The sequence below is a fragment of the Agrobacterium sp. 10T429 genome (assembly GCF_056393925.1).
On the sequence record NZ_JBFTGV010000012.1, the window covers coordinates 61,457 to 84,183 of the forward strand.

The 22,727-nt window shown below is 58.9% G+C and carries 21 protein-coding genes, 1 pseudogene and 1 riboswitch; of the genes and pseudogenes, 7 read left to right on the forward strand and 15 right to left on the reverse strand.

Features of this window, described 5'->3' with window-relative positions; translation table 11 throughout:
- Positions 1–16: 16 nt before the first annotated feature.
- From AC1DCP_RS22485 to AC1DCP_RS22495, 3 genes are all read right to left on the reverse strand, one after another.
- A complete protein-coding gene (locus tag AC1DCP_RS22485) occupies positions 17–1,486 on the reverse strand; it encodes an FGGY family carbohydrate kinase (RefSeq protein ID WP_065687619.1) in 1,470 nt (489 codons plus the stop codon).
- A gap of 115 nt (positions 1,487–1,601) precedes the next feature.
- Complete coding sequence (locus AC1DCP_RS22490; RefSeq protein WP_003517089.1) at positions 1,602–2,558, reverse strand: transketolase family protein; 957 nt, start codon at positions 2,556–2,558, stop codon at positions 1,602–1,604.
- Complete coding sequence (locus AC1DCP_RS22495) at positions 2,558–3,367, reverse strand: transketolase (RefSeq protein ID WP_065662773.1); 810 nt, start codon at positions 3,365–3,367, stop codon at positions 2,558–2,560. The genes AC1DCP_RS22490 and AC1DCP_RS22495 overlap by 1 nt, the downstream gene beginning before the upstream one ends.
- Before the next feature lie 445 nt (positions 3,368–3,812).
- On the opposite strand from AC1DCP_RS22495, the gene AC1DCP_RS22500 reads away from it, so the two are divergent.
- From AC1DCP_RS22500 to AC1DCP_RS22515, 4 genes are all read left to right on the forward strand, one after another.
- Positions 3,813–4,793, forward strand: a complete 981-nt coding sequence (locus AC1DCP_RS22500) for an ABC transporter permease (RefSeq protein ID WP_003517084.1) — start codon at positions 3,813–3,815, stop codon at positions 4,791–4,793.
- A 132-nt stretch (positions 4,794–4,925) separates the two neighbouring features.
- Positions 4,926–5,855: a sugar ABC transporter substrate-binding protein gene (locus tag AC1DCP_RS22505; protein WP_065687620.1), complete on the forward strand. Its 930-nt coding sequence runs from the start codon at positions 4,926–4,928 to the stop codon at positions 5,853–5,855.
- A gap of 120 nt (positions 5,856–5,975) precedes the next feature.
- Positions 5,976–7,454 (forward strand): sugar ABC transporter ATP-binding protein, encoded by a 1,479-nt coding sequence (locus tag AC1DCP_RS22510; RefSeq protein WP_035200836.1) that lies wholly within the window; start codon positions 5,976–5,978, stop codon positions 7,452–7,454.
- 14 nt (positions 7,455–7,468) lie between these two features.
- Positions 7,469–8,257 (forward strand): SDR family oxidoreductase, encoded by a 789-nt coding sequence (locus tag AC1DCP_RS22515; RefSeq protein WP_003517081.1) that lies wholly within the window; start codon positions 7,469–7,471, stop codon positions 8,255–8,257.
- A gap of 121 nt (positions 8,258–8,378) precedes the next feature.
- On the opposite strand, the gene ribB is transcribed toward AC1DCP_RS22515, so the two are convergent.
- The 5 genes from ribB to AC1DCP_RS22540 form a co-directional block, all read right to left on the reverse strand.
- Entirely contained in the window at positions 8,379–9,020 is a 642-nt protein-coding gene (gene ribB, locus AC1DCP_RS22520) for a 3,4-dihydroxy-2-butanone-4-phosphate synthase (protein WP_035200834.1), read from the reverse strand.
- Positions 9,021–9,139: 119 nt separating this feature from the next.
- Positions 9,140–9,289, reverse strand: a riboswitch (FMN riboswitch).
- 666 nt (positions 9,290–9,955) lie between these two features.
- Positions 9,956–10,282, reverse strand: a complete 327-nt coding sequence (locus AC1DCP_RS22525; protein WP_139104335.1) for a hypothetical protein — start codon at positions 10,280–10,282, stop codon at positions 9,956–9,958.
- A 106-nt stretch (positions 10,283–10,388) separates the two neighbouring features.
- Positions 10,389–10,778 carry a DUF302 domain-containing protein gene (locus tag AC1DCP_RS22530; protein WP_081308459.1) on the reverse strand — a complete coding sequence of 130 codons (390 nt, stop codon included), beginning with the start codon at positions 10,776–10,778 and terminating at the stop codon, positions 10,389–10,391.
- 89 nt (positions 10,779–10,867) lie between these two features.
- Positions 10,868–11,563 carry a VIT1/CCC1 transporter family protein gene (locus AC1DCP_RS22535; protein WP_035200829.1) on the reverse strand — a complete coding sequence of 232 codons (696 nt, stop codon included), beginning with the start codon at positions 11,561–11,563 and terminating at the stop codon, positions 10,868–10,870.
- Positions 11,560–11,964, reverse strand: coding sequence for an OsmC family protein (locus tag AC1DCP_RS22540; RefSeq protein WP_476774646.1), 405 nt, complete (start codon positions 11,962–11,964; stop codon positions 11,560–11,562). The genes AC1DCP_RS22535 and AC1DCP_RS22540 overlap by 4 nt, the downstream gene beginning before the upstream one ends.
- Positions 11,965–12,259: 295 nt before the next feature.
- Here AC1DCP_RS22540 and AC1DCP_RS22545 point away from each other — a divergent pair, with 295 nt between their 5' ends.
- On the forward strand, positions 12,260–12,466 hold the full coding sequence (locus tag AC1DCP_RS22545; RefSeq protein WP_003517068.1) for a hypothetical protein: 207 nt from the start codon (positions 12,260–12,262) through the stop codon (positions 12,464–12,466).
- Between the two features lie 41 nt (positions 12,467–12,507).
- Here AC1DCP_RS22545 and AC1DCP_RS22550 read toward each other — a convergent pair whose 3' ends face one another.
- The 4 genes from AC1DCP_RS22550 to AC1DCP_RS22565 form a co-directional block, all read right to left on the reverse strand.
- Positions 12,508–13,344, reverse strand: coding sequence for an oxidoreductase (locus AC1DCP_RS22550; protein ID WP_112153453.1), 837 nt, complete (start codon positions 13,342–13,344; stop codon positions 12,508–12,510).
- A gap of 50 nt (positions 13,345–13,394) precedes the next feature.
- Positions 13,395–13,700, reverse strand: a complete 306-nt coding sequence (locus AC1DCP_RS22555; RefSeq protein WP_035200823.1) for a putative quinol monooxygenase — start codon at positions 13,698–13,700, stop codon at positions 13,395–13,397.
- A gap of 1 nt (position 13,701) precedes the next feature.
- Entirely contained in the window at positions 13,702–14,367 is a 666-nt protein-coding gene (locus AC1DCP_RS22560; protein ID WP_013637025.1) for an SDR family NAD(P)-dependent oxidoreductase, read from the reverse strand.
- A 62-nt stretch (positions 14,368–14,429) separates the two neighbouring features.
- Positions 14,430–14,891: a VOC family protein gene (locus AC1DCP_RS22565; RefSeq protein ID WP_013637024.1), complete on the reverse strand. Its 462-nt coding sequence runs from the start codon at positions 14,889–14,891 to the stop codon at positions 14,430–14,432.
- Positions 14,892–15,008: 117 nt separating this feature from the next.
- On the opposite strand from AC1DCP_RS22565, the gene AC1DCP_RS22570 reads away from it, so the two are divergent.
- Together AC1DCP_RS22570 and AC1DCP_RS22575 are read left to right on the forward strand one after the other, a co-directional pair.
- Positions 15,009–15,893, forward strand: coding sequence for a LysR family transcriptional regulator (locus tag AC1DCP_RS22570; protein WP_003517057.1), 885 nt, complete (start codon positions 15,009–15,011; stop codon positions 15,891–15,893).
- Between the two features lie 351 nt (positions 15,894–16,244).
- Positions 16,245–17,467, forward strand: a pseudogene (locus tag AC1DCP_RS22575) (MgtC/SapB family protein).
- A 333-nt stretch (positions 17,468–17,800) separates the two neighbouring features.
- Here the strand turns inward: AC1DCP_RS22575 and AC1DCP_RS22580 are convergent.
- From AC1DCP_RS22580 to AC1DCP_RS22590, 3 genes are all read right to left on the reverse strand, one after another.
- Complete coding sequence (locus AC1DCP_RS22580; protein ID WP_050923895.1) at positions 17,801–19,936, reverse strand: hybrid sensor histidine kinase/response regulator; 2,136 nt, start codon at positions 19,934–19,936, stop codon at positions 17,801–17,803.
- Positions 19,878–21,386, reverse strand: a complete 1,509-nt coding sequence (locus tag AC1DCP_RS22585) for an ATPase domain-containing protein (RefSeq protein WP_003517052.1) — start codon at positions 21,384–21,386, stop codon at positions 19,878–19,880. The genes AC1DCP_RS22580 and AC1DCP_RS22585 overlap by 59 nt, the downstream gene beginning before the upstream one ends.
- A gap of 589 nt (positions 21,387–21,975) precedes the next feature.
- Positions 21,976–22,725 carry a pirin family protein gene (locus AC1DCP_RS22590; protein WP_003517051.1) on the reverse strand — a complete coding sequence of 250 codons (750 nt, stop codon included), beginning with the start codon at positions 22,723–22,725 and terminating at the stop codon, positions 21,976–21,978.
- Positions 22,726–22,727: the final 2 nt, after the last annotated feature.

A 22,727-nucleotide genomic window follows, 5' to 3' on the forward strand; every position in this document is an offset into this window, starting at 1 on the left:
CCTCCAGGGTGAATTTTTATTCACCCTTACCCGACGTCACAGGTAACGTCGAGCGCGCAATCGCGTCGCGCCAGACGGCAAGCCGTTGCCTGCCGTCACTGGACGAAGGCGGGATGGCGTTGCCGTGACTGTTGAGCGCGGCGATGGCGTCGAGATCGCTCCACAGACCGAGGGCGAGGCCGGCAAGATAGGCCGCGCCAAGCGCGGAGGCTTCCGGCGCGTCACGCTGGATGACGGGGTGGTCCAGCATGTCGGCGACGCATTGCATGAGGAAACGGTTCTGGCTCGGCCCGCCATCCACGAACAGCTGTCCGAAGCCGGAGGGCGACTGCGCGCGCATGGTCGAGAAGACGTCATAAACCTGAAAGGCGATGGAATCGGTAACGGCGCGGGCCATCTGCGCGCGACTTGTGCTGAAATTGATCTGCGAAAATAGCGCGCGGCAATCTGAATCCCAATAGGGCGCGCCAAGGCCGACAAAGGCCGGGACGAAACCGGGGCCATCTGGTTCAGCGGTTGCGGCAAGCTCCACAAGAGATGCGACATCTGGCAGGCCGAGAATGTCCGTCATCCACGGCAGGGAGGCGGCAGACACAAGAATATTGCCCTCGAAGGCGAAAGTCGGCTTGCCGTTAATCCTCCAGGCAACTGTCGTGGTGATGCCGCGCTCTGGCGCGATGAAATCCGGCAGGGTCGTCATCACCGATGAGCCGGTGCCGAACGTCACCTTGCCGTCACCGGGATTGAAGGCGCCGTGGCCGAATAGGGCGGCGTGGCTGTCGCCGACGGCAGCCAGAATAGGCGTGCCGTCCTTGATGCCGGGAACACCTGATGTCACGCCGAAGTCGCCGCTGCTGTCGCGCGGGTCGGGCAGGGCGTTGATGTCGATGCCAAAAAGGTCACAAAGCTCTTCGCTCCACACCTGCCGGTTGAGATCGAGCACCTGGCTTCGGGCCGCGTTGGAGGCGTCGCAGGCATGCACCTTGCCGCCGGTCAGGCAGTGGATGAGCCAGCTATCGATGGTGCCGAGGCGAAGGCTGCGGCCCTTCGGTGCACGCTCCAACAGCCAGCGCATCTTGGCGCCGGGAAACATCGGGTCAATAGGCAGGCCGGTCAGCGCCATGACACGTTCGGAATGGCCCTTGCCGATGAGATCGATGCATTCCTGCGCGGTGCGACGGCATTGCCAGCTCAAGACCGGGCCGAGCGGCTCGCCGGTTTCACCGTCCCAGATCGTCACCGATTCGCGCTGGTTGGAAATGGCGATGGCTTCAATGCTGACGGCAGAGTGTGCCGAAGACAGGCAGGCGGAAATCGCTTCGCGCACCGAGGCCCAGATACGGTTCGGATCCTGCTCCACCCAGCCGGGCTGCGGATAGGTGATGCCGACCGGCGATGAACCGCGCGCCAGCAATTCTCCTGTTTCAGAAACGAGAATGGCCTTGGAATTGGTGGTGCCCTGATCGATGGACAGAATGGCGCGCATCACTTGAGTTCTTTCGTCGGCAGTTTTTTCGTTTCAGCCTTGCGGTGATTAAACGACGATATTGCAAAGGGTGTCGCCGCGCATCCGAAGACACGCGACGACCCTGGGAGGAGACTTACTTTCTCTTGAGCAGCGCTGCTGCAGCCTCCGCGATGGCCGCGGGTGCCATGCCAAACTCATCGAGCAGCCATTCTGCCGAGCCGGTATGGGCAAAGACGCCCGGAACGCCGAGGCGCTTCATCGGCACGGGGGCGTGATCGACAACAACTTCGGCGATGGCAGAGCCGAGACCGCCGAAGATCGAATGTTCTTCAGCCGTCAGGATTGCGCCGGTTTCCTTCGCTGCGGCAATGATGGCCGCCTCGTCGATCGGGCGCACGGTTGCCATGTTAAGCACACGCGCCTTGATGCCACGACCGGCCAGAATATCGGCGGCCTTGACGATGCGGTGTGTCAGCGTGCCATTGGCGATCAGCGTTATGTCGGAACCTTCGCGCAGCAGGTTGGCGCGGCCGAGTTCAAAGACGTGGCCATCAGGCAGAAGGTCCGGCACGCCGACGCGCGACAGGCGAAGGAAGCAGGGCCCGGCATAGTCCGCAGCCCATTTGACGGCGGCGGCCGTTTCGATGCGGTCGCAGGGGGCAATGACCGGCAGGTTCGGCAGAACGCGGGTCCAGGCGAAATCCTCGATCGAGTGATGTGTCGGACCCAGTTCGCCATAGGCCATGCCCGAGGAGATGCCGATGAGCTTCACATTGGCGTTGGAATAGGCGAGGTCTGCCTTGATCTGTTCCAGCGCGCGACCGGTCAGAAAACAGGATGCGCCGCAGACGAAGGGAAGCTGGCCGCCATTGGCAAGGCCGGCGCCGACGCCCACCATGTTCTGTTCGGCAATGCCGACATTGACGAGGCGCTCGGGGAATTTCGACTTGAAGCCGCCGAGCTTCGAGGAGCCGACTGAATCGTTGCAGACGGCCACGACCCTGTCGTTTGCAGCGGCCAGCGCTTCCAGCGTTTCGGCGAAGGCGTCGCGGCAATCATAGAGTTTGGCGGCGGTTACGGGCGCGTTCATTACAATGCCTCCGAAAGTTCTTTGACGGCAATTTCGTATTGTTCCTTGCTTGGAACCTTGTGGTGCCAGTCGACGCGGTCCTGCATGAACGAAATGCCGTGACCCTTATTGGTGTGCGCAACGATGCAATGCGGGCGCTTGCCTCGATGTTCGAGCGCCGGGACGATCTCTTCCATCGCGTTGCCGTTGATTTCGCTCACCTCCCAGCCGAATGCTTCAAGCTTCGGGCGAAGCGGCGCGACGTCGTTGGTTTCCGAGATCGCAGCACCCTGCTGGAAACGGTTATGGTCGATGATAAGCGTCAGATTGTTAAGCTCGAACTGCGCGGCGGACATGATGGCTTCCCAGTTGGAGCCCTCCTGCATCTCGCCATCGCCGGTCATGACATAGGTATGGTAATCCGCTCCCGAAAGCTTGGCCGCCTTGGCCATTCCGACGGCAACTGGAAGCCCGTGGCCAAGCGGGCCGGTATTGGTCTCGACCCCAGGTACCTTGTTACAGTTGGGGTGGCCATTGAGGCGGGAATTGGGTTGCAGGAAGGTCGAGATTTCCTCTTCCGGGATAAAGCCACGTTTGGCGAGCGTCACATAAAGCGCGCAGGCGGTGTGGCCTTTCGACAGCACGAAACGGTCGCGGGCAGGGTTCTTCGGTTCGTCCGGCCAGATGCGCAATACGCGGAAATAAAGGGCGGTCATGATGTCGATCGCCGACATTTCTCCGCCGATATGGCCGGCACCCGCTTCGAAAACAGCCTGGACGTCGCGAAGGCGAATCTGGCGCGCAATGCGCTCTAGCTCTGTGGGCTGCATGGGATCCTCTTCAAAACATGCGTGTGAATATTTATACAGCTGTTTATATAATTGCAGACGTGGCGTTTCTGTCAAGCCGGAATTGTGAATTGTCCTGTTTCAATCCGTGCCGATTATTTCTGCCGCTTCATTTTCACCAATGATGAAGCGCGCCTCCCCGCCTCCCCGCCTCATTCCTCGGTCCGTAAAAGGAACCTGCTCAGCCTAAGTCCTTTGGCTGAAAGGGCTCTCCTTGCCACGCAGGCGCGCTTGCGCAGGATTCCCGCGATGCGCACCGGAACGGGATGAGAGGCGCAGGTGTGAAGCCATCCCATCACCCGCAAGGCCCGTCCCGCCCTCCAAGCCTATTGACAAGTTTCTCTCAACTGGCTTATGCATGTTTCACCGAGCATGAATAATTATTCTAATCGGTTTAAAAAATGCAAGATAGCCACTTGGAGGAGCCATGTCCGTGCTTGAACGCAATGAGGGGGTTACGCACACCAGAAGCCCGCTTGCCTGGCTAAGCGGTGCGACCGGACCTCTTTTGGGCCTGCTGCTGCTGTGTGTCTTCCTGACCTTCACCAGCGAAAATTTTCTGTCGCTTCGAAACGGTCTCAACATCCTCGACCAGATCACCGTGCTCGGCATCATGGCCGTTGGCATGACCTTCGTCATTCTGCTCGGCGGCATCGATCTGTCCGTCGGTTCGGTGCTGGCGCTGTCTATGATGATCATGGGCTGGACAGCCAATGTCGCGGGCATGCCCATGGGCATGGCCATCATGCTGGCGCTCATCGCATCCGCAGCCTGCGGCCTTGTCGTCGGCGTTCTCGTCACCGCCTTCCGGGTTCCGGCCTTCATCGCGACGCTTGCAATGATGTCGGTGGCGCGCGGCCTTGCCAATATGATCACGGACGGTCAGCAGATCGTCGGTTTTCCTGACTGGTTCATGATGCTGGCCATCGACCGCCATTTCGGCGTGCTGACGGCGACCGTGCTGCTGATGCTGGTCGTTGTTCTGGTATCGTTTCTTTTCCTGCGCTTCCGCTCCGAAGGCCGCACCGTCTATGCGGTTGGCGGCAACCCGGAAGTGGCGCGACTTGCCGGCATCAACGTCGCCCTGGTGACGATCTGCGTCTATGTTGCCTGTGCGGTTCTTGCCGGTCTTGCGGGTATCGTTCTTGCAGCCCGTCTCGACTCGGTGCAGCCCTCCAGCGGTTTTGGCTACGAGCTGGATACGATTGCGGCTGTCGTCATCGGCGGGACCTCGCTTTCGGGCGGTGCCGGCGGCATCGGCGGAACGCTGATCGGCGTGCTCATCATCGGTGTGCTGCGCAACGGCCTCAACCTGCTCAATGTTTCTCCCTTTCTGCAACAGGTCATCATCGGTGTGGTTATCGTGCTGGCCGTGGGCGCTGAAACATTGCGCCGGCGCAGAAGCTGAATTTGCCTGCGGAGGGCGATGAGCCGTCCGCGCAATAGACGACCCTCCCGGTATGGGAGGCGTGAAAAGCGGCCGAAGGGGAGGAGGTTTGATCTGCCCGAAGGTCAAAAATCAACAAATGGAGGAATAATCATGAAATTTTCACGCATTCTGCTGACATCCGCCACCCTTCTCGCCCTGTCGCTCGGTTCGGCCAGCGCCGCCGAAGTCAAGAAGATCGGCCTTGCCGTTGCCAATCTTCAGGCGAACTTCTTCAACCAGATCAAGCAGGCCGTCGAAGCCGAAGCCAAGACGCGCGGTATCACCGTTGTCACCGTCGATGCCAAGGGCGACGGTCCGACGCAGGTCAACCAGATCCAGGATCTCCTGACGCAGAACATCGACGCGCTGATCTATATTCCGGCTGGTGCCGCTGCGGCGACCGTTCCGGTCAAGCTTGCCAAGGCGGCCGGTGTGCCCGTCATCAACATCGACCGCAATGCCGACGGCGCACCGGGCGATACCTTCCTCGCCACCGATTCCGTCGCTTCCGCCAAGTCGGTCTGCGACTACATCATCAAGCAGGCAAGCGGCTCGGGCAAGATGGTCATCATTCATGGCCAGAAGGGAACGACACCGGAAGTCGACCGCACCAAGGGCTGCATGGAATCGGTCAAGGCCAATTCCGGCGTGAAGATCGTTGCCGAACAGTGGTCCAACATGTGGAGCCAGGATGAAGGCTTCCAGATCATGCAGAACATGCTGCAGGCCAATCCTGATGTTTCCATCGTCTTTGCCCAGGCAGACGGTCTGGCGCTCGGCGCGGCACAGGCGATCAAGGTCGCCAACCCCTCGCAGAAGATCGTCGTTGGCGGCTTCGATGGCGACACGGCAGCGCTTGAGGCGCTGAAGAACGGCGTCTTTGACGTGACAGCGACGCAGCAGACCCAGAAGATGGGCCGCACGGCTGTCGAGATGGCCGTCAAGATCGTCGGCGGCGAGAAGGTTCCGGCCGTGCAACTCTCCGAGGCGACGCTGACGACGAAGGAAAACGTCGACGGCTTCATTGCCAATCATCCCTGATGCATCCGCCCCCGCGCACTCCATCCGGATGCGCGGGGGCGTCATCTGTTCGTTTTCAGGCAATTCGGACGCAAAGCCGTGGCGCATCGCTGCCACGCGTGTTTCCCAGGAGGTCCCGTCATGCGCGAGCCGGTTCTTTCGCTCCGTGGCATCAGCAAACGTTACGGCCCGCTCGAGGTTCTGAAAAGCGTCGATCTCGACGTCTATCCGGGTGAAGTCGTGGCGTTGCTGGGTGAAAACGGGGCGGGCAAGTCCACCCTGTCAGGCATCATCGCCGGTTCCCGCGAGCCGTCCGAAGGAAAGATGACCTGGCTTGGCCAGCCCTATACACCCGCTTCGCCGCGTGAGGCGATAGACAAGGGCATTGTACTCATCCATCAGGAGCTGAAGCTTCTGCCGGAGCTCTCCATCGCTGAAAACGTCTTTATCGGCCGCTGGCCGATGAAGAACGGCATCGTCGACCGCGCCGAAATGGTGCGAAGGGCGCAGCAGCAGCTGGCGCGGCTCAATCTGCATATTCCTGCAACCCGCAAGGTTTCGGGCCTTTCGACCGCGAACCAGCAGCTGATCGAAATCGCCAAGGCGCTGGCGCTCGATGCCAAGCTGCTGATCCTCGACGAGCCGACGGCGGCCCTTGGCGGTGCGGAAACCCAGGCCCTGTTCGAGCAGGTTCGCAAGCTGCGCGCAGAGGGCGTAGGCATCATCTATATTTCCCACCGCATGGAAGAGATCAAGCAGATCACCGACCGCATCGTCGTGCTGCGCGACGGTGAGCGGGTGCATGAATTTGAAGACAGCGCGACACCGGTGCGCACCATCGTCGAAAGCATGGTTGGCCGGTCGTTGGAACGCCTGTTCCCGGCGCTGCCCGAACCGCAGGAAAAAACGGTGCTGGAGGTCAAGGGGCTGACTGGCACGGGCAATTCTTTCCGCGACATCAGTTTCGGCGTCCGTGCAGGCGAAATTCTTGGAATTGCCGGGCTGATCGGCGCGGGGCGTACCGAACTGGTGCGTGCCATTTCCGGTGCCGATCCGACCAGTGCGGGCGAGGTTTTGCTCGATGGACAGGTGCTGACGCTGAAAAGCCCGGCGGATGCGATTGCGAAGGGCATCGTCATGGTGCCGGAAGACCGCAAGCTTCAAGGGCTGGTTGTCGAGCATGAGATCGGTGAGAACCTGATCTACGCCAATCTCGACCGTGTCGGCACCGGCTGGATAACGCCTAGCATCAAGCGTGGTTTTACGAAGGAGGCAATTGCCAAATTCGGCGTGAAGGGCCGCAGCGAACAGCCTGCCTCGGATCTCTCCGGCGGCAACCAGCAGAAGGTCGTCATCGCCAAATGGCTTGCACGTAACCCGCGCGTGGTTGTGCTGGACGAGCCGACGCGCGGCATCGATGTCGGCGCGCGGGCTGGCATTTACGATATTATCGTCGGTCTGGCCAAAAGCGGCGTTGCCGTCATCGTCGTCAGTTCCGATCTCGAAGAGGTGCTGGGCGTTTCAAACCGTATCCTCGTTCTTGCACAGGGAAAACAGGCCGGAATCCTCAATCGCGACGAGGCCAACGACGTCTCGGTCATGGAACTGGCAACCATCTGAAGAAGGAAATAGAGATGTCCACCATCACGCTCAACGCGCCGAAACTTTTCGATCTTTCCGGCCAGGTGGCGTTCGTCACCGGTGCCGGTTCCGGCATCGGCCAGCGGATCGCCATGGGGCTTGCCCAGTCCGGTGCCGATGTCGCGCTGCTTGACCGCCGCACCGATGACGGCCTGGCGCAGACGGCCGATTTCATTGCCAGGGCTGGTCGCAAGTCGATCCAGATCGCCGCCGATGTTACCAGCAAGCAGGCGCTGAGCGAAGCGGTAGCACGCACGCAGGCCGAACTCGGTGCTCTCTCGCTTGCCGTCAATGCCGCCGGCATCGCCAACGCCAATCCTGCCGAGGAAATGGAGGAAAGCCAGTTCCAGACGATGATGGACATCAACCTGAAGGGTGTGTTCCTCTCCTGCCAGGCGCAAGCCAATGCCATGCTGAAGAACGGTCGCGGCGCAATCGTCAACATTGCCTCCATGTCCGGCGTCATCGTCAATCGCGGCCTGATGCAGTGCCACTACAATGCATCGAAGGCTGGCGTCATCCACATGTCCAAATCCATGGCGATGGAATGGGTGGGGCGCGGCATCCGCGTCAACACCATCTCGCCGGGTTACACCGCGACGCCGATGAACACGCGGCCGGAAATGGTGCACCAGACGAAACTGTTCGAAGAGCAGACCCCGATGCAGCGCATGGCGGGCGTCGATGAAATGGTCGGCCCGGCAATCTTCCTGCTGTCAGATGCGGCGAGCTTCGTGACGGGCGTGGACCTTTTGGTAGATGGCGGGTTCTGCTGCTGGTAGGGTTTGCGCGGCAGCGCCGCCCGAATTGATGACCACGTGCAAGAGGTAAGGTGGTCTGCCTTTTGATTTTACGCCCGGCTTTCGCCGGGCGTTTTTTATTCACCGCACAGGCGCGTGAAGACTAGGCAACCTGCTTCTGCGCCACTTCCTCGACAACCTCGCCCTTCAGATAGGCAACGAGGTCCTTGATCGTCACGACGAGCAGACCGTGGCGTTCGGCGAAGATTTCGAGCTGGGGCAGGCGGGCCATGGTGCCGTCGTCATTGGCGACTTCGCAGATGGTGCCGCAGGGGTACTTGCCGGCCAGGCGGCACAGATCGACGGCGGCTTCCGTGTGGCCGGTGCGGCCGAGCACGCCTTCAGGGTTGGCGCGTAGCGGGAAGATATGGCCGGGGCGGGCGAAGTCTTCGGGACGCGAGCCTTCCGACACCAGCGCACGCACGGTCTTTGCCCGGTCGGCAGCGGAAATGCCTGTCGTGGTGCCGGGAATATAGTCCACGGAGACGGTGAAGGCTGTCTTAAGGGATTCGGTATTGCGCGACACCATCAGCGGAATGTCGAGCGCGTCGAGGCGCTCTCCCGGCATGGCGACGCAGATCAGCCCGCGCGCATGGTTCATCATGAATGCGATCTGCTGCGGGGTTATGCTGTCGGACGCGGCGATGATATCGCCTTCGTTTTCGCGGTCTTCGTCGTCAACGACAATTACCATCTCGCCACGGGATATGGCTTCGATTGCGTCTTCAATTTTAGCAATGGTCATTTTCTTTCAAGCCTTTCAAGGGTTATGCCGTTTTGCGGCATTTTCGCGCTTCAAGAAGCGCCAAATATCCCTTGGGCGAACAATGCAATGCGAAGCCCGCTGCATGCGGGCGTCTTTTGCCTTGTCCTCTTCCATCCGGACTATACCGTCGGCTCCGGCCTCTCACCGGATCTGCTGACCTTCCGGCTTTGGAGACCGGAAGCGCTCGCGGGCTCCGGGAATATCCCGATACCGCCGGTGGGGAATTACACCCCGCCCTGAGAACATTGCCAACATAAGTTATCAAATGGGGAGGAAGCAAGCGGCAATATTTTGCCAGGCTCCGCGCGCGCGAAACGGATATCCCGATTATATTCGAGACCGGGTATTTCATTTCGGAATAAGAATTATCTGGGCAAGAGACCGGACGGTGGCGGTTATGGGTAGCGCAATTGCAAGTTCGGCGACGAGAAGCATTTGGTAGGCTGCGTCGCGGTCGATCCAAAAGGAAGGCTGTTCAATGAGTTGAGCTGTTCTGAGGAAGCGAACTCGAGGCACTAGATCTCCCAAGTCTTTCAGCGTGCCTTTCCTCGACGAGGATTGATGGTTTCGATCATGTAAAAATCTCGCTCATTATTGGTGAACAAGCAGCTATTGGATTGAGCAATGGCAGCCACGATTGTGTCCAACCCGCTTCGCGGGCTGCCCACTGCCTTTCCTTGCGCCATTAGCTTTTCCCAAATGAGCGCAGCGTCCTTATCAAGTGCAATGTCAAGGCATGATGCCTTATTAGGAAGTTGCGGCCGCTGCAGTTGCGGTTCGTGGATAGGTTACCAGACCCTGTTTTATGCTGGTCGTTACGCCAATCGTTTCCATTCGGGAACCGAGCAATGCATGCGCCTCACGCCGAGCAAGTGAAGGCACTTTTGGTCGCTCACCCTGACGCTCTCATCTTTTCATTCCGTTTCATATTCGGCTTTCGGATGGTAAGTGCTGTCATCACCCGTCTTTCCGGTGTGTCCCCCTTTGGTTTTTTCACTATCAATCTGGTCAGTGCTTTGGTCTGGGGGATAGTCGTGGCGACCGCCGGCCATTTTTTTGCAAACGCGATCGAAACAGCTTTTGGCCATTTGGGATTCTACCCTGACCTCGTTGTTGCGCTGGTGATCGTTCGGATCGTTTGGGGACTGGTCATTTGTCTCACACAAAACGAGCCAGGACCTCCAGGCCGAGCTGCGTTTGGCGGCAGAAGACAAGCCACGCTGTGCAATCATCCGCAACATCTGGCGTGCCCTGGAGACCTGAGCGCGAAATCGGAGACACCGCCACAAGCCGGGCGCAATCAAGACCCGCTCAGGCAGCCTGCGACAGTGCAGGGGAACCAATGCCTCAGATCGCGGCGACGGCGTCTTGCAGCAGACACCTCACCTGGCCAGCGACCGTCTTGAGGTGGGGATTGTCGATCGCTTGCATCGAGGCGACGGGATCGATGGCGCTGACCATGATGGTCCCTTCCTCCAGCGATCGCACGATCACATTGCAGGGCAGCATGGCGCCGACCCTGGGCTCCATCTTCATCGCCTCAAGCGCCATCATCGGATTGCAGGCGCCGAGAATGAGATAGTCAGCTATATCGACGTCGAGCTTCTTCTTCATTGTCGCTCGCACATCGATTTCGGTTAGCACACCGAATCCTTTGGTCGACAGGGCCTCCCTCGTGGCTGCGACCACAGCGTCAAATGGCATGCCTTTGATTGTCTTATCGAGTGTATAGGCCATGATCTCACTCCCTGGCGACCGGCGCATGCCGATCTTGTTGCCGGTGTTGGACCCACACCGGAGTATATCCTCTGAGGGTCGCGCACCTCCTAGACGGCGGTGCCCACCAGCGCGCCAATGCCTGCCGTCAGCGCCATGGCAAAGGCACCCCAGAAGGTGACCCGGATTGTGGCTTTCATCACGTCTGCCCCGCCAGCCTTGGCGCCGATGGCTCCAAGCAGCGCGAGAAACAACAGCGAAGCAGCCGAGACGAGCCAGACAAGTTGGTCTGCCGGCGCCAGCCACACCATTGCGAGCGGCATCGTGGCACCGACAGCAAAGGTCAGCGCCGATGTCAGGGCAGCCACGATCGGTCTCGCAGTGGTGATCTCGGAGATGCCGAGTTCTTCGCGGGCATGCGCCTCAAGCGCATCCTTCTGCATCAACTGCTCGGCCACCCTTCTGGCCAGATCGATATCGACACCGCGTCTGGCATAAAGTTGCGCCAATTCTTCTCGCTCCAGATTGGGTTGGCTCTCAAGCTCCAGTCGTTCGCGGTTGAGATCGGCCTGCTCGGTGTCCGCCTGGGAGCTTACCGAGACATATTCGCCCGCCGCCATCGACATGGCCCCTGCCACAAGTCCTGCGATGCCGGCGATCAGAATCTCGGAACTCCCCGCCGCAGAGGCTGCCACCCCGACGATCAGGCTTGCGGTCGACACGATGCCGTCATTGGCGCCGAGAACGGCCGCTCGCAGCCATCCTATCCGGGAAACGAGATGCGTTTCGCTGTGAAGGCTCCTCATAAGGCCCTCCGGATGACGCCATCAAGGCGAGCTGCGAGAGCGATGGTGTTGGAGATCGTACCGTATTTGCGGACGTTCTTGTGCAGGAGTTCGAGCCGCTGTTCGCTCTCCTCGGTACCGACCAAGAGTTCGTAGTCGATGGAGACGATACGCGGCAGATCATCCTGCCGGACGGCATGAAGCATCACTTCGACACCATCGAGAGAGAAATCGAGGAGGGGCAGGACGCGCTCGATCCCCTTGATCATGCAGGCTGCAATCGACGCCAGCAACAGTTCGGCCGGATTGAAGGCGTCGACCGGGCCGGTCAGTCCGGTAGCAAGCCTGATATCTGCATTCTCTGTGCGCGCCACGCTCTCGCTGGGATCAATCCGCCGTGCCAAGATTCTGTATTCAAGCATCACAAGTCCTCCCTCATGTGACCCTCTTGGAGGAACACGAGAGACACCGTATCATCTGACCTCATGCGGGACTTGATCGACGTCAAGACAAGGGAAGACCGTCCACCACCAAGATCATGAGGCTCGCTGCAAGGACAGCATAGGATATGCAGTTGGGGCAGACTAAGACCTCGGCAGGCGAGACAAGCTCTAGCCACTTGATGCAGATCAGCACCAAATTTACAGTTGCAAACGGAGCCAGTGTGTCTCACGAGGTCAGTTCGCCGGCCCCTACGGCGGTATGGCGGTTGAGAAGATGAGGATCAGCATCATGCCGATCCCGGTGGCGACAATCGGCGTGCCCGTCCACCTGCTGACCCGACCCAACACCGGCTGGAGGTTTGCATGTTGCGCCAGGCCTACCCGTGTGATCATTATTATCGTACGCGCGATGATGCTGTTCAGCGTCGCGACGACGGCGCTCGCGCTCAGACGGTTCGTATCCTTTCAATGGGAGGCCTGAAAGCGACCTCCCATCGGATGAAATTAATCAGACCCACGTCGTTATGAGTCAACGGGGAAGTCGGTCGAGACCGAGACGGTGCGCCATTCGGAGAGAATGGCGTTGTCCTGTGCATGCTTCTTTTCGATCGCTGCGACGGTATCACTACCGAGCGGGAGGCGGACCGGCGGATTGGGGGCGTCAGCGAAGGCGATCAGGACCTCTGCCAGTTTTTGAGGGTTGCCCGGCTGGTTGTGGCTGAGTCCGGCCGCTATCGTGCGGACCTTGCCAGCGGTCGCTTCGTAGTCGCCAATGATATTGCCGCTCACCGACAAGGACGAACCGTCGAGGAAATCCGTGCGGAAATAACCCGGCTCGATGACGGTGACACGGATGCCAAGCGGCGCCAGTTCGTCATGCAGGGCTTCGCTCAGCCCCTCGACGGCAAATTTCGTCGAGGAGTAGACCCCGAAACCTGCTGCGCCGCGATAGCCGCCGATCGACGAGATATTCAGGATGCGGCCGGAACGAGCCCGGCGCATGAAGGGCAGAACGGCGCGGGTCACGTTGAGGAGACCAAAGACGTTGGTGCGGTATACAGCCTCGACCTCAGCCACGGTTGCTTCTTCGACGGCACCCATCAATCCGAACCCAGCATTGTTGAGCAGGATATCGATGCGGCCGAAGCGCTCGATCGCTGCCTTCACGGCTGCGCTCGCCTGTTTGTCGTCGGTCACGTCGAGGACGACCGGAAGCAGGTTGGGGTGTTCGCCGAACCGCTCGGTGATCGCCTTCGGATTACGGGCGGTGGCGACGACGGCGTCGCCCTGTGCAAGAGCGCGTGTGGTGACGAGGGCGCCAAAGCCGCGCGAGGCGCCGGTGATGAACCAGATTTTCATGAGGGTGTTCCTTGATGCTGGATTGATGGGGAAAGCGTTGGGCCGAGGGCTCAAGGGCGCGGCGATGTCATGGTGCAGAATGTCAATTCCATGTCGCGGGCCAGCAGCTCCGGAAAGCGCGCCATGACGGCTTTGGTGTAGGGCTGCTCAAAATGCGCATCGAGATCAGCGCGCGATCGCCAGTTCTCATAGAGAATCCAGACGCTGGGATCATGGTTGTCGCGGTGCAGGTGATAGTCGATCGATCCCCCCTCGGCGCGGGTCGGTAAGACCAGAGCCTGCAACGCTTCGCCAAGCGTCGCGGCACAGTCCGGCTTGGCCGTCAGCCTGGCAATCAAAGTCAATGTTTCGGTCATGTCAGTCTCCCTTGAAGGCGTCTGCGGGGTAAACGGCTTCCCACCCTGCGGTCGGGTCCGTCGCCAGCGTCCAGATTGTGTCGGCTGCCTCTCTCGCCTCTGTCGATCCGGGGCCGACGAGTGTGGCGATTGTCGCCACCGCGATGCGGATGCCGCGTTCGGCGAGAGGGCCGGCCAGACCTTCGACGACATTTCTAAGGGCCGCCTTGCCAAGGCCGAGACTGGCATAGCCGGCATGGGGTGAGACGGCGAGGCCGCCACCTGTAACCAGAATCGTACCGCCGCGGGCACCGAACAACTCAACGGATGCCCGGATCGTGTGAAGGCCGGCAGCGACATTGGTGGCGAGGTCGTCCGTGACCTCATCGTCGCGCATGCTGAACAGATCCTGTTCACGCACGAACGCGGCATTGAAAAGGACCGCCGTCAGCCCGCCGGACATGCGGTCGCCCTCGGCGACCGCCTTGCGCAGTGCGATCGGGTCGGTCGCATCAGCTTGCAAAGTCGAGACGTGGAGACCTTGCCCGGAAAGGGTTCTGGACAGACCGGTGAGACGATCGGCATTGCGAGCGGTGAGCACGACATGCCAGCCTTCCCGCCCGAATTTCTCCGCAACAGCCTGCCCGATGCCGGGGCCGGCGCCGATAATCATGATGGAGTTCGTCATGGGATATTCTCCTGATGTGCTGGCCATCGCGATGCCGTGACGGCCAGCCGGGTGAGAAAGGGTCACGGCAGGACTTCCGCCAGCTCGATCAGATTGCCGAAGGGATCGCAGAAGAAGGCGAGGCGGCGGCTGATTGCCAAAAGCTCGAACGGCTCGGTCACGATGGTGACGCCGCGCGCCCGCAATTCCTCGACAGTGGCGTCGACGCTTGCGACATTCAGGCAGAAATGGTGGTAGCCGGCATATTTGAGGCTATCGCCGAGATCGGTATAAGGGCGGACCTCCGCCGGCGCCGGATCGCCGCCACCCAGGATTTCCACATAGAAATGGTCGTCAGTCGCGGGTGCGAGATAGGCCAATTGTTCGTCGGCGTAGTCCCATTCGGCAACGACACGGAAGTCGAGTTTCTCGACATACCAGCGCTTTGCGGTTTCGAGGTCCGGCGTGCGGACGGCAACGTGATGACCGCGCATGTCGGCAAAGGGTGATGCAGTGTTGTGGGCGGGAGGAATGAAGTCGGCCATTGTCCTATCTCCTGTGTGGTCCGGCACAAGCGCCGGTTTGCGAGGAGAAATCTGGACCTTTTCAACGATCAGGATTAGAGAGATAATCTTCCTCTCAATGATGAGTGAGATTTGACAATGCGCAGTACGGATCTCTCTGAGCTCGCGGCCTTCGATGCGGTCGCCCGTCACCGCAACTTTCGCCGTGCCGGTGAAGAGCGCGGGGTGACGGCCTCGGCGATCAGCCATGCGGTGGGTAATCTCGAGGCACGCGTCGGCATTCGTCTGCTCAATCGAACGACCCGCAGCGTGTCGCTGACTGATGCCGGGGCAATGTTGCTTGCGCAACTGTCGCCCGCCTTCGGCGAGATCGGCTCGGCGCTCGATGCCCTCAACCAGTTTCGCGATACGCCTTTTGGCAAGGTTCGCATCAATGCGCCCAATTCGGTCGCACCGTTCGTATTCCGGTCAGTCATCGGTCCTCTGATTGCAGAAAATCCCGGGCTTCAGCTGGAAATCGTCGCTACCGACCGGCTTGTCGACATTGTGGAGGAGGGGTTCGATGCCGGCATCCGTCTTGGAGAAAGTCTGCGCGATGGCATGACGGCTGTGAAGATCAAACCGCGGCTTCGGTTTGCCGTCGTGGGCTCAACAAGCTATTTCGAACGTTATCCGCTTCCTAAAACCCCGGATGATCTGCGTGGCCATGTCTGCATCCGCAATATTTATCCAAGCGGCAAACCCTACCCTTGGGAGTTCAGCCGCGCTGGCAAGATCATCGAATTCGAGCCGACCGGATCTCTGTCGCTCGATGACCATGAACTGATGGTCGAGGCGGCACTTTCGGGCGTGGGGCTGGCTTACGTCTGGGAAGAGCGCGCGCGTTCCTATGTCCAGAGCGGCAGCCTGGTCGAATGCCTGGCATCCTGGAGTGCGCCCGAGGACTGGCTGTATCTCTATTACCCGACGCGGAAATACCTGTCGGCCGGCCTGCGCGCCGTCATTGATGCGCTGCGTGTGTGAAGGGACTGCAGCCCGACGGTTCGATTTCTATGAAGGCGCTAAACCTCGTCGAGCGAACTAAGGCGAGATTGGTGGCCACTCGTGAAGTGGGGAATGTTAATTCGGCACTTCTGAGGAAGCTTCGCTCGACATTGACAGGTTTTTCGCTGATGGCACGCTTGCGATCAAGACGGGTACCAGCGTTCATGAGGGACAAGGTTTCTAGGGTGCCCAATGGCTGTAACGTGATGCAAGAACAACGCGAGAAAGTCATGCAGGAAACTGGCATCTGTGTTTAAGGTTGGGGTAGCTGCGAGGCTTTCAGTTGGCTGCAACACAGATGACCGGACAGGTGATGACATGACAGAGCTGATGCTTAGGTTTGGCGTCGCTATCGCCATAGGGCTGCTGGTCGGGTTGGAACGGGGCTGGCGTGAACGCGACGAACTGGAAGGCAAGCGTGTTGCCGGCATAAGAACGTTCTCAATCACGGGACTGCTCGGCGCTGTGATCGCAGCTCTCTCACAACTCTCTGGGGCTCCCTGGATGCTTGTGATTGGATTTGCAGTGTTGGGTGCATTAGTCGGCTGGTTCCAGTTTTGGAAGGCGAGTCAGGACGAAGATTTCAGCGTCACGGTCGTAATTGCGGCGCTGTGTGTCTTCGCATTGGGTGCACTCGCTGTTGTCGGTGATTACAAAGTGGCCGCCGCTGGTGGAGCAGCTTTGGCAGGGCTTCTGGCCAGCAGGGAAATCCTCCATTCTCTGCTGAAGCGGTTGACATGGCCTGAAGTCAGGTCGGCGGTCCTCCTGGCTGGGATGACCACAATCGTACTGCCGCTGCTGCCGAACCGGACCATTGATCCGTGGGGTGGATTAAATCCTCACGAGGTTTGGCTGTTCACCGTCCTGACGGCCGCACTGTCCTATCTCGGCTACATTGCTGTCCGCATGCTTGGACCGACGAAGGGTACCCTTATCACTGGACTGTCGGGCGGCATTATCTCATCGACATCGGTCACCGTCGCCTTGGCGAAAAGCGCACATGGTGTAATGAATGCCTTTCCACTGGCGGGCGGGGCTTCGCTTGCAGCAATGGTCTCGATTATCCGTGTCTGCATCGTAGTTGCTCTGCTGAAACCTGATTTGCTAAAGATAATTGCGCCATCGGCGATTGCTGCAGCGTTGGCATTTGGCCTGTGCGGTACGCGCAGAAGGCCGACGAGAGCTCGCTCCCCCGCAATCCTTTTGACCTTATGCAGTTGCTGATATTTGCTGCAGGTTTCGCGGTTGTTTCAACGCTCAGCGCGGCCTTGGTCGAGCGATTTGGGTCAGTCAGTGTTCTTGCGAGTTCTGCTCTGTCTGGCGTGTTCGATGTCGATGTTGCCGTGCTGAGTGCAATCCGCCTCGATGGTGCTATCATTTCGACAGGTCAGGTAGGAGAGGCTATCCTCATGGCAATAGTCGCAAACGGGGCTGGACGCCTTTCACTGGCAATGGTCGCCGGACCCAGTCGATTTTGGCTTCCCCTTTCCGGAGCGACGTTGCTTGCAGCGGGAATTGGCGCGGCCGTCTTCTTTGTCACCGATTTCTCGTGATCCTGCAAACTAGGGATGTTGAGTCAGTCATAGGAAGGGACACTGATTCATTGCTGGGTGTTAGAAAGATGACTGGTCCTGGATAGTCCAAGCCTGTGCTTGAGGAGATTTGTGGAAGCCTCCGGGTGCACAAGAGAATTCTTCTGATATGACTTCTGAGTTTGGTGCGGACATGTGTTCCGCTTCTTTCGCGGCAGAACATAACCGCCAGCCAGTATGGAATACGTAGGCTCGGTCTACTTCACGCTTGTGTGCTCATGACCGAAGCCCGTTAAACGCATTCTCACCGATATTTGGTCGGTAAGTTAAACCGCTTGCGCCACCATCCTCATATTACTGTCCATTCCTGACAACGTGGCCTGTCAGGATTGGATCGTTGAACAGCTTATGAAGCTCCCGCTCAAGCTGATCCTGCGTGTAAGGCTTGCCGAGCCGGGAAACGTCAAGATCAACTCCAGGCGGCAGTTCTGCATAGCCCGAGGCGATGAGTATCGGAAGCTTTGGGACAATATGGCGCACTGCAATTGCCAGATCTCCGCCGGTCATACCAGGCATTGAATAGTCGGTGATCAGGAGGTCAAAGCCGGTTCCGTCTCCCAGCTGTTCCAGTGCCTCTTTCCCCGAATGCGCTTCAACGACATCGTGACCGAGGTCCATCAGCATATCGGCTGAGCTCATCGCTATGAGAGGGTCGTCATCCACCAGCAGTATTCGTTTCGGTCCTGATGCGCTCGCGGTCGGGCCAGCCGAGACCTCAATCGCTGCGGAGTCATTTGTGATTTCGGATGTCGAGATTGGGATCCACAGTTCCGCCCTTGTGCCCTTACCCAGTTCGCTTGTCAGCTTGAGGTCGCCTTTCAACTGGGACGCCAGGCCATGGATCATGGAAAGACCAAGTCCGGTGCCTTTTCCAAGTTCCTTGGTCGAAAAAAACGGCTCGATAGCCTTTTGCAGTGTGTCACGATCCATTCCGTGGCCCTGGTCGACGACCGAGAGGGCGACGTAATTGCCTGCCGCAAGCTCACCGGCCTGGACGTTCTGATGGACATGGTCCAGCCCGATAACGATCTCGCCTCCGTCAGGCATGGCATCACGGGCATTGACAACGAGATTGAGGAGCGCGAGCTCGACCTGGTTGGCGTCGGCCGAGACCAGAGGAAGGTGATCTGGCACGTCAGTTTTGATCACCACGGTCGAGCCGACGGACCTTTTCAGAAGGTCTTCCATTCCGGTAACCAGCGCTCGCATATCGACCGGGTCAATGCGTAGGTCCTGCCTGCGCGAGAAAGCGAGAAGCCGCTGGGTGAGGGAAGCGCCACGTTTTGCGCCCTGTTGGGCACCCTCGATGAGGCGGATTGCCCTTGCGTCATTGCCAACGCACTTTCGCAGCAACTCAAGATTACCGAGGACGGCCATCAGGAGGTTGTTGAAATCGTGCGCCACGCCGCCGGTGAGTTGGCCGATCGCTTCCATCTTCTGGGACTGGCGCAAGTGTTGCTCAGCTCGTTCTCGCTGGCTTACCTCTTCCATGACAGTAGCATATGCTTCTTCCAGTTCACGCGTTCGCTCCGCGACGCGCTCTTCCAGAACCTCATTCAACTGCCGTTGATGCTCTTCCGCTTTCAGACGTGAGGTTATGTCGGCCGATACGCCAACAAGCTTGATGGCCTTGCCAGTGCGGTCCCTGTAGAGCTGGGCACGGATCTCCACCCAGTGGGTAGACCCGTCATTCCAGACCGTTCGGTATTCTATCGCGTAGTCGGCGCCCGTTTCGATCGTTGCTCGAACAGCCAACTGCATGCGCTCGAAGTCATCAGGATGGACCGATGCTAAGAGGTCCGCATAGGAAAACTCTTCGTCGGGACCGCGGCCAAAAATTAATCGACATGTTGCCGAAGTGGTCAGTTCATTGGTTGCAAGATCGAGCTCCCACGCGCCAAGCCGGCCGGCGGCAAGGGCCGTCTGGAGGCGACGCTCGCCTTCATCGAGTGCTTCCATTCGGGCCCGGGCATCGAACTGCCGCCGGCGACCGCGCATGGCCGACCGGGCAACACTTATGAAAGTCGTCGCATGAAAAGGTCGCTCGACAAAGCTCACATTTCCCAGAACCTCAGAGAGCCTCGCCGCAGTCGGGTTGCGTTCAGGTCCTCCGCCGCGGTTTGTCAGGATAATGAATGGCAAATCAGACCAACTGGGCTGCGCTGCGATCCAAGCAAAAATCCCTTTCAGGTCCGCTGAACGAAATGCCTCCTCGGTCACCACAGCGAAGGCGATGTTGTCCCCCAGACCTGCGACAAACGACGCAATGTCAGCCACGGTGGTGGAAGATACACCAGCTTCCTTCAGGAGTGACGCTGCAATTTGCGCATCGCGGCCGATCGGAGCATAGACAAGTGCGCGTGTGTCGCCGTTAGGAATTCTTGCTACCCTCCCCGTTGAGAGGAAGAAGCGGGTGTTGATCGCCGACAAAGTTTGGAACGCCGCGAAGGATGCCCTGGAAGTCGGAAAGTGGTTCTCCGAGGGTCAGTCCGTTGCCGGATATTCTGAACTCACGGATCGTGTCTTCGTGAGGGCCTGTGCGCTTCTTGATCACTGATACGGCGCGACGCACTTTTCCGAGCGCCTCGAAATATCTCAGGAGGATGACGCTATCTGCCAGATAAGTGACATCGACGGGCGATTTCATGTCCCCGACGAGGCCATGCTGGGCGACCGTCAGGAATGTGTTGGCTCCCTGCCTGTTGAGGTACTGTAGCAGTTCGTGCATGTGCAAGATGAGAGCATTCTCTTCCGGCATGGAAGCCTGGTAGCCATTGATGCTGTCGATCACCACTGTCTTGGCATCGAAAGTTGATACCCGGTCGCGCACACGCTGTGCAAATTCCCCCGGTGATAGTTCGGCGGCATCGAGTTGCTCGATGTGGACGTGCCCATCTGCCTGCAGCTTCTCCAAGTCGATACCCATTGATCTGGTGCGTGCGTAAAGGAGACCAAGTTCCTCATCGAAAATGAAGACCGCAGCCTTTTCCCCACGCTCGACTGCGGCGTTGACGAACTGCAGAGCAAACAGGCTCTTTCCGGTTCCAGCAGGGCCGATGAGGAGAGTGCTTGATCCACGCTCCACGCCCCCACCGAGAAGGCCGTCGAATTGGGAAAGACCGCTCGACAGGGTCGTTCGTTCGAATTCGGTTCTGTGCTCAATCGCGCGAAGGCGCGGAAAAACTGCAACGCCACCAGTCTTGATAGTGAAATCATGATAGCCGCCGCGAAACGACTGACCGCGATACTTGATCACTCTCAACCGACGCCGCTCGGAGCCGTAATCGGGAGCAAGCTGTTCGAGATGAATGACACCGTGGACTACGCTATGGACCGTCTTGTCAAAATTTTCCGACGTCATGTCATCAAGCAGCAGCACCGTTGCATCGGAGCGAGCGAAGAAGTGTTTCAATGCGAGGATTTGTCTGCGGTATCGCAACGAACTCTGCGCTAGAAGGCGAATTTCAGAGAGGCTATCAATTACGACGCGCTGGGGTTTGATCCGCTCAAAGGCTTGGAAAATCAGTTTTGTCGTTTCACCCAACTCGAGATCTGAGGAGTAGAGCAGGCTTTGCTGTTGCTCGGCGTCGAGAAGGCTTTCCGGGGGGACGAGTTCAAATATCTCGATCCCGCTACCAATCTCCATGCCATGCGATCTGGCGCAATCGCGCAATTCTTCGTCCGTTTCCGACAGGCTGATGTAAAGGCAGCGCTCGCCGCGTATTTCTCCTTCAATAAGGAACTGCAAAGCAATCGTTGTTTTGCCCGTCCCTGGAGAGCCCTCAAGTAAAAAGACATGCCTGCGCGTAAAGCCACCGGAAAGAACATCATCCAGTCCCTTGACGCCAGTTTCTGCTTTTTGACTTAAAACCTGATGCATGTTTCCTCCGGACTTTCTAAAACATCTAGGGCGCGACCTCAGGAGAATCAAGGGCGTAGCGGCGGGAGTGTCTGAGCCCGGACTGCCGATGGCGCCCGCCTCAGCGCCGCAGCGCGCAGCGTTTGGCGACGGTTGGCACCGTAATTTGCACAGGCCGGAAGCTGACTTCGCCGGGTACGCGTGGCTCTTTCGGGAGTAATCTGCGGAGGTCAGGTCACAAACAGCATGATCTCGATTGCGTCCCCGGGGAAGAAGGTTCTTCTTCCGAAGACTGGATCAACCTTAAGCACTGAAGCAAACCCTCCTCAGTTGCGTGTTTTCAATGGCACGCGCTTTGTGTCCACTCGGACGCCACGGTCTTCGTGATCCGCACCAGCGATCGCTATGAAGATTGGGATGGTAGCGACGATTAGCCAGAACTGCTCTTCCGTTCATCGAGGGTGGCCACGGAAGGCGCTGGCGATGGTGCCGACCTAGTGGTGCCCTTTGCTATGCATAAAAACACCATCGGTGGGTGACACCGAAACGTTGGAAGAGACTTGGCGCGAGAAAGCCCCTGGTTCACGTTTGCGCCGCTCGAAGAACGACTTCAGCGGCCCCGTTTCTGGTTGCCGCTGAACATGCCGCCACGATATACCTGGACGTCAGTATCGAACGAGAACAAGACGATATCGGTCTCGGTCAATGCCGTTGGATGTTGTTCGAACGAGGTCACGAACACGCTCTCTCCGTCGGAGACCGTCTCGTTTCCAAATCGAATTTTCCCCTTGAAGACAAAGAGCAGGCAAGCCAACCCGGAGTTATCAGGGGTTGGCAATCTCAGCGTCGTGCCTGCGCTGAGGCGCACGTCAAAGACCCAGACATCGGATCTTACCGTCAATGGCGCTTTTCGTGGCCCTGCAATCAGTCTCCAGCTATCGTCACTGAATTCATCGACGAAATCATGAAACTGCACCATTGGCTCAAGATTTTGAGCGTTAGGACGCAGGAAAATCTGTAGGGCCCGGACGGGTGTTTCCCCAAGCATAAGCTCTTCATGCTGGAAGTGATGGCCGGCGTTCATCATCATGAAACGTGTCTTGTCGAGCTTTTTCTCGTTTCCGACGGTGTCTCGGTGCAGCATCTCGCCGCCGCGCATGTAGGTCAGTATTTCGTCGTCCTTGTGCGGATGCATGCCTATGAGATGACCCGGCTGAACCTGGGCGCGGTCAATCCTGCCGATGGGACCGATCCCGCTGTCGTCGGTTGTCAGTGACAGCCCCGGATACATGATCTCGACGCCGAAGCCCTGGCCTATATTGCCGCGCATACGTCCTGCAGGGATTTTGGTGATGGTCATTG

What these genes read in the sequence shown, in the direction of transcription:
- AC1DCP_RS22485 (WP_065687619.1), bottom strand. Translation starts at nt 1,486, where the DNA reads ATGCGCGCCATTCTGTCCATCGATCAGGGCACCACCAATTCCAAGGCC.
- AC1DCP_RS22490 (WP_003517089.1), bottom strand. Translation starts at nt 2,558, where the DNA reads ATGAACGCGCCCGTAACCGCCGCCAAACTCTATGATTGCCGCGACGCC.
- AC1DCP_RS22495 (WP_065662773.1), bottom strand. Translation starts at nt 3,367, where the DNA reads ATGCAGCCCACAGAGCTAGAGCGCATTGCGCGCCAGATTCGCCTTCGC.
- AC1DCP_RS22500 (WP_003517084.1), top strand. Translation starts at nt 3,813, where the DNA reads ATGTCCGTGCTTGAACGCAATGAGGGGGTTACGCACACCAGAAGCCCG.
- AC1DCP_RS22505 (WP_065687620.1), top strand. Translation starts at nt 4,926, where the DNA reads ATGAAATTTTCACGCATTCTGCTGACATCCGCCACCCTTCTCGCCCTG.
- AC1DCP_RS22510 (WP_035200836.1), top strand. Translation starts at nt 5,976, where the DNA reads ATGCGCGAGCCGGTTCTTTCGCTCCGTGGCATCAGCAAACGTTACGGC.
- AC1DCP_RS22515 (WP_003517081.1), top strand. Translation starts at nt 7,469, where the DNA reads ATGTCCACCATCACGCTCAACGCGCCGAAACTTTTCGATCTTTCCGGC.
- ribB (WP_035200834.1), bottom strand. Translation starts at nt 9,020, where the DNA reads ATGACCATTGCTAAAATTGAAGACGCAATCGAAGCCATATCCCGTGGC.
- AC1DCP_RS22525 (WP_139104335.1), bottom strand. Translation starts at nt 10,282, where the DNA reads ATGTTGCGGATGATTGCACAGCGTGGCTTGTCTTCTGCCGCCAAACGC.
- AC1DCP_RS22530 (WP_081308459.1), bottom strand. Translation starts at nt 10,778, where the DNA reads ATGGCCTATACACTCGATAAGACAATCAAAGGCATGCCATTTGACGCT.
- AC1DCP_RS22535 (WP_035200829.1), bottom strand. Translation starts at nt 11,563, where the DNA reads ATGAGGAGCCTTCACAGCGAAACGCATCTCGTTTCCCGGATAGGATGG.
- AC1DCP_RS22540 (WP_476774646.1), bottom strand. Translation starts at nt 11,964, where the DNA reads ATGCTTGAATACAGAATCTTGGCACGGCGGATTGATCCCAGCGAGAGC.
- AC1DCP_RS22545 (WP_003517068.1), top strand. Translation starts at nt 12,260, where the DNA reads ATGAGGATCAGCATCATGCCGATCCCGGTGGCGACAATCGGCGTGCCC.
- AC1DCP_RS22550 (WP_112153453.1), bottom strand. Translation starts at nt 13,344, where the DNA reads ATGAAAATCTGGTTCATCACCGGCGCCTCGCGCGGCTTTGGCGCCCTC.
- AC1DCP_RS22555 (WP_035200823.1), bottom strand. Translation starts at nt 13,700, where the DNA reads ATGACCGAAACATTGACTTTGATTGCCAGGCTGACGGCCAAGCCGGAC.
- AC1DCP_RS22560 (WP_013637025.1), bottom strand. Translation starts at nt 14,367, where the DNA reads ATGACGAACTCCATCATGATTATCGGCGCCGGCCCCGGCATCGGGCAG.
- AC1DCP_RS22565 (WP_013637024.1), bottom strand. Translation starts at nt 14,891, where the DNA reads ATGGCCGACTTCATTCCTCCCGCCCACAACACTGCATCACCCTTTGCC.
- AC1DCP_RS22570 (WP_003517057.1), top strand. Translation starts at nt 15,009, where the DNA reads ATGCGCAGTACGGATCTCTCTGAGCTCGCGGCCTTCGATGCGGTCGCC.
- AC1DCP_RS22585 (WP_003517052.1), bottom strand. Translation starts at nt 21,386, where the DNA reads ATGCATCAGGTTTTAAGTCAAAAAGCAGAAACTGGCGTCAAGGGACTG.
- AC1DCP_RS22590 (WP_003517051.1), bottom strand. Translation starts at nt 22,725, where the DNA reads ATGACCATCACCAAAATCCCTGCAGGACGTATGCGCGGCAATATAGGC.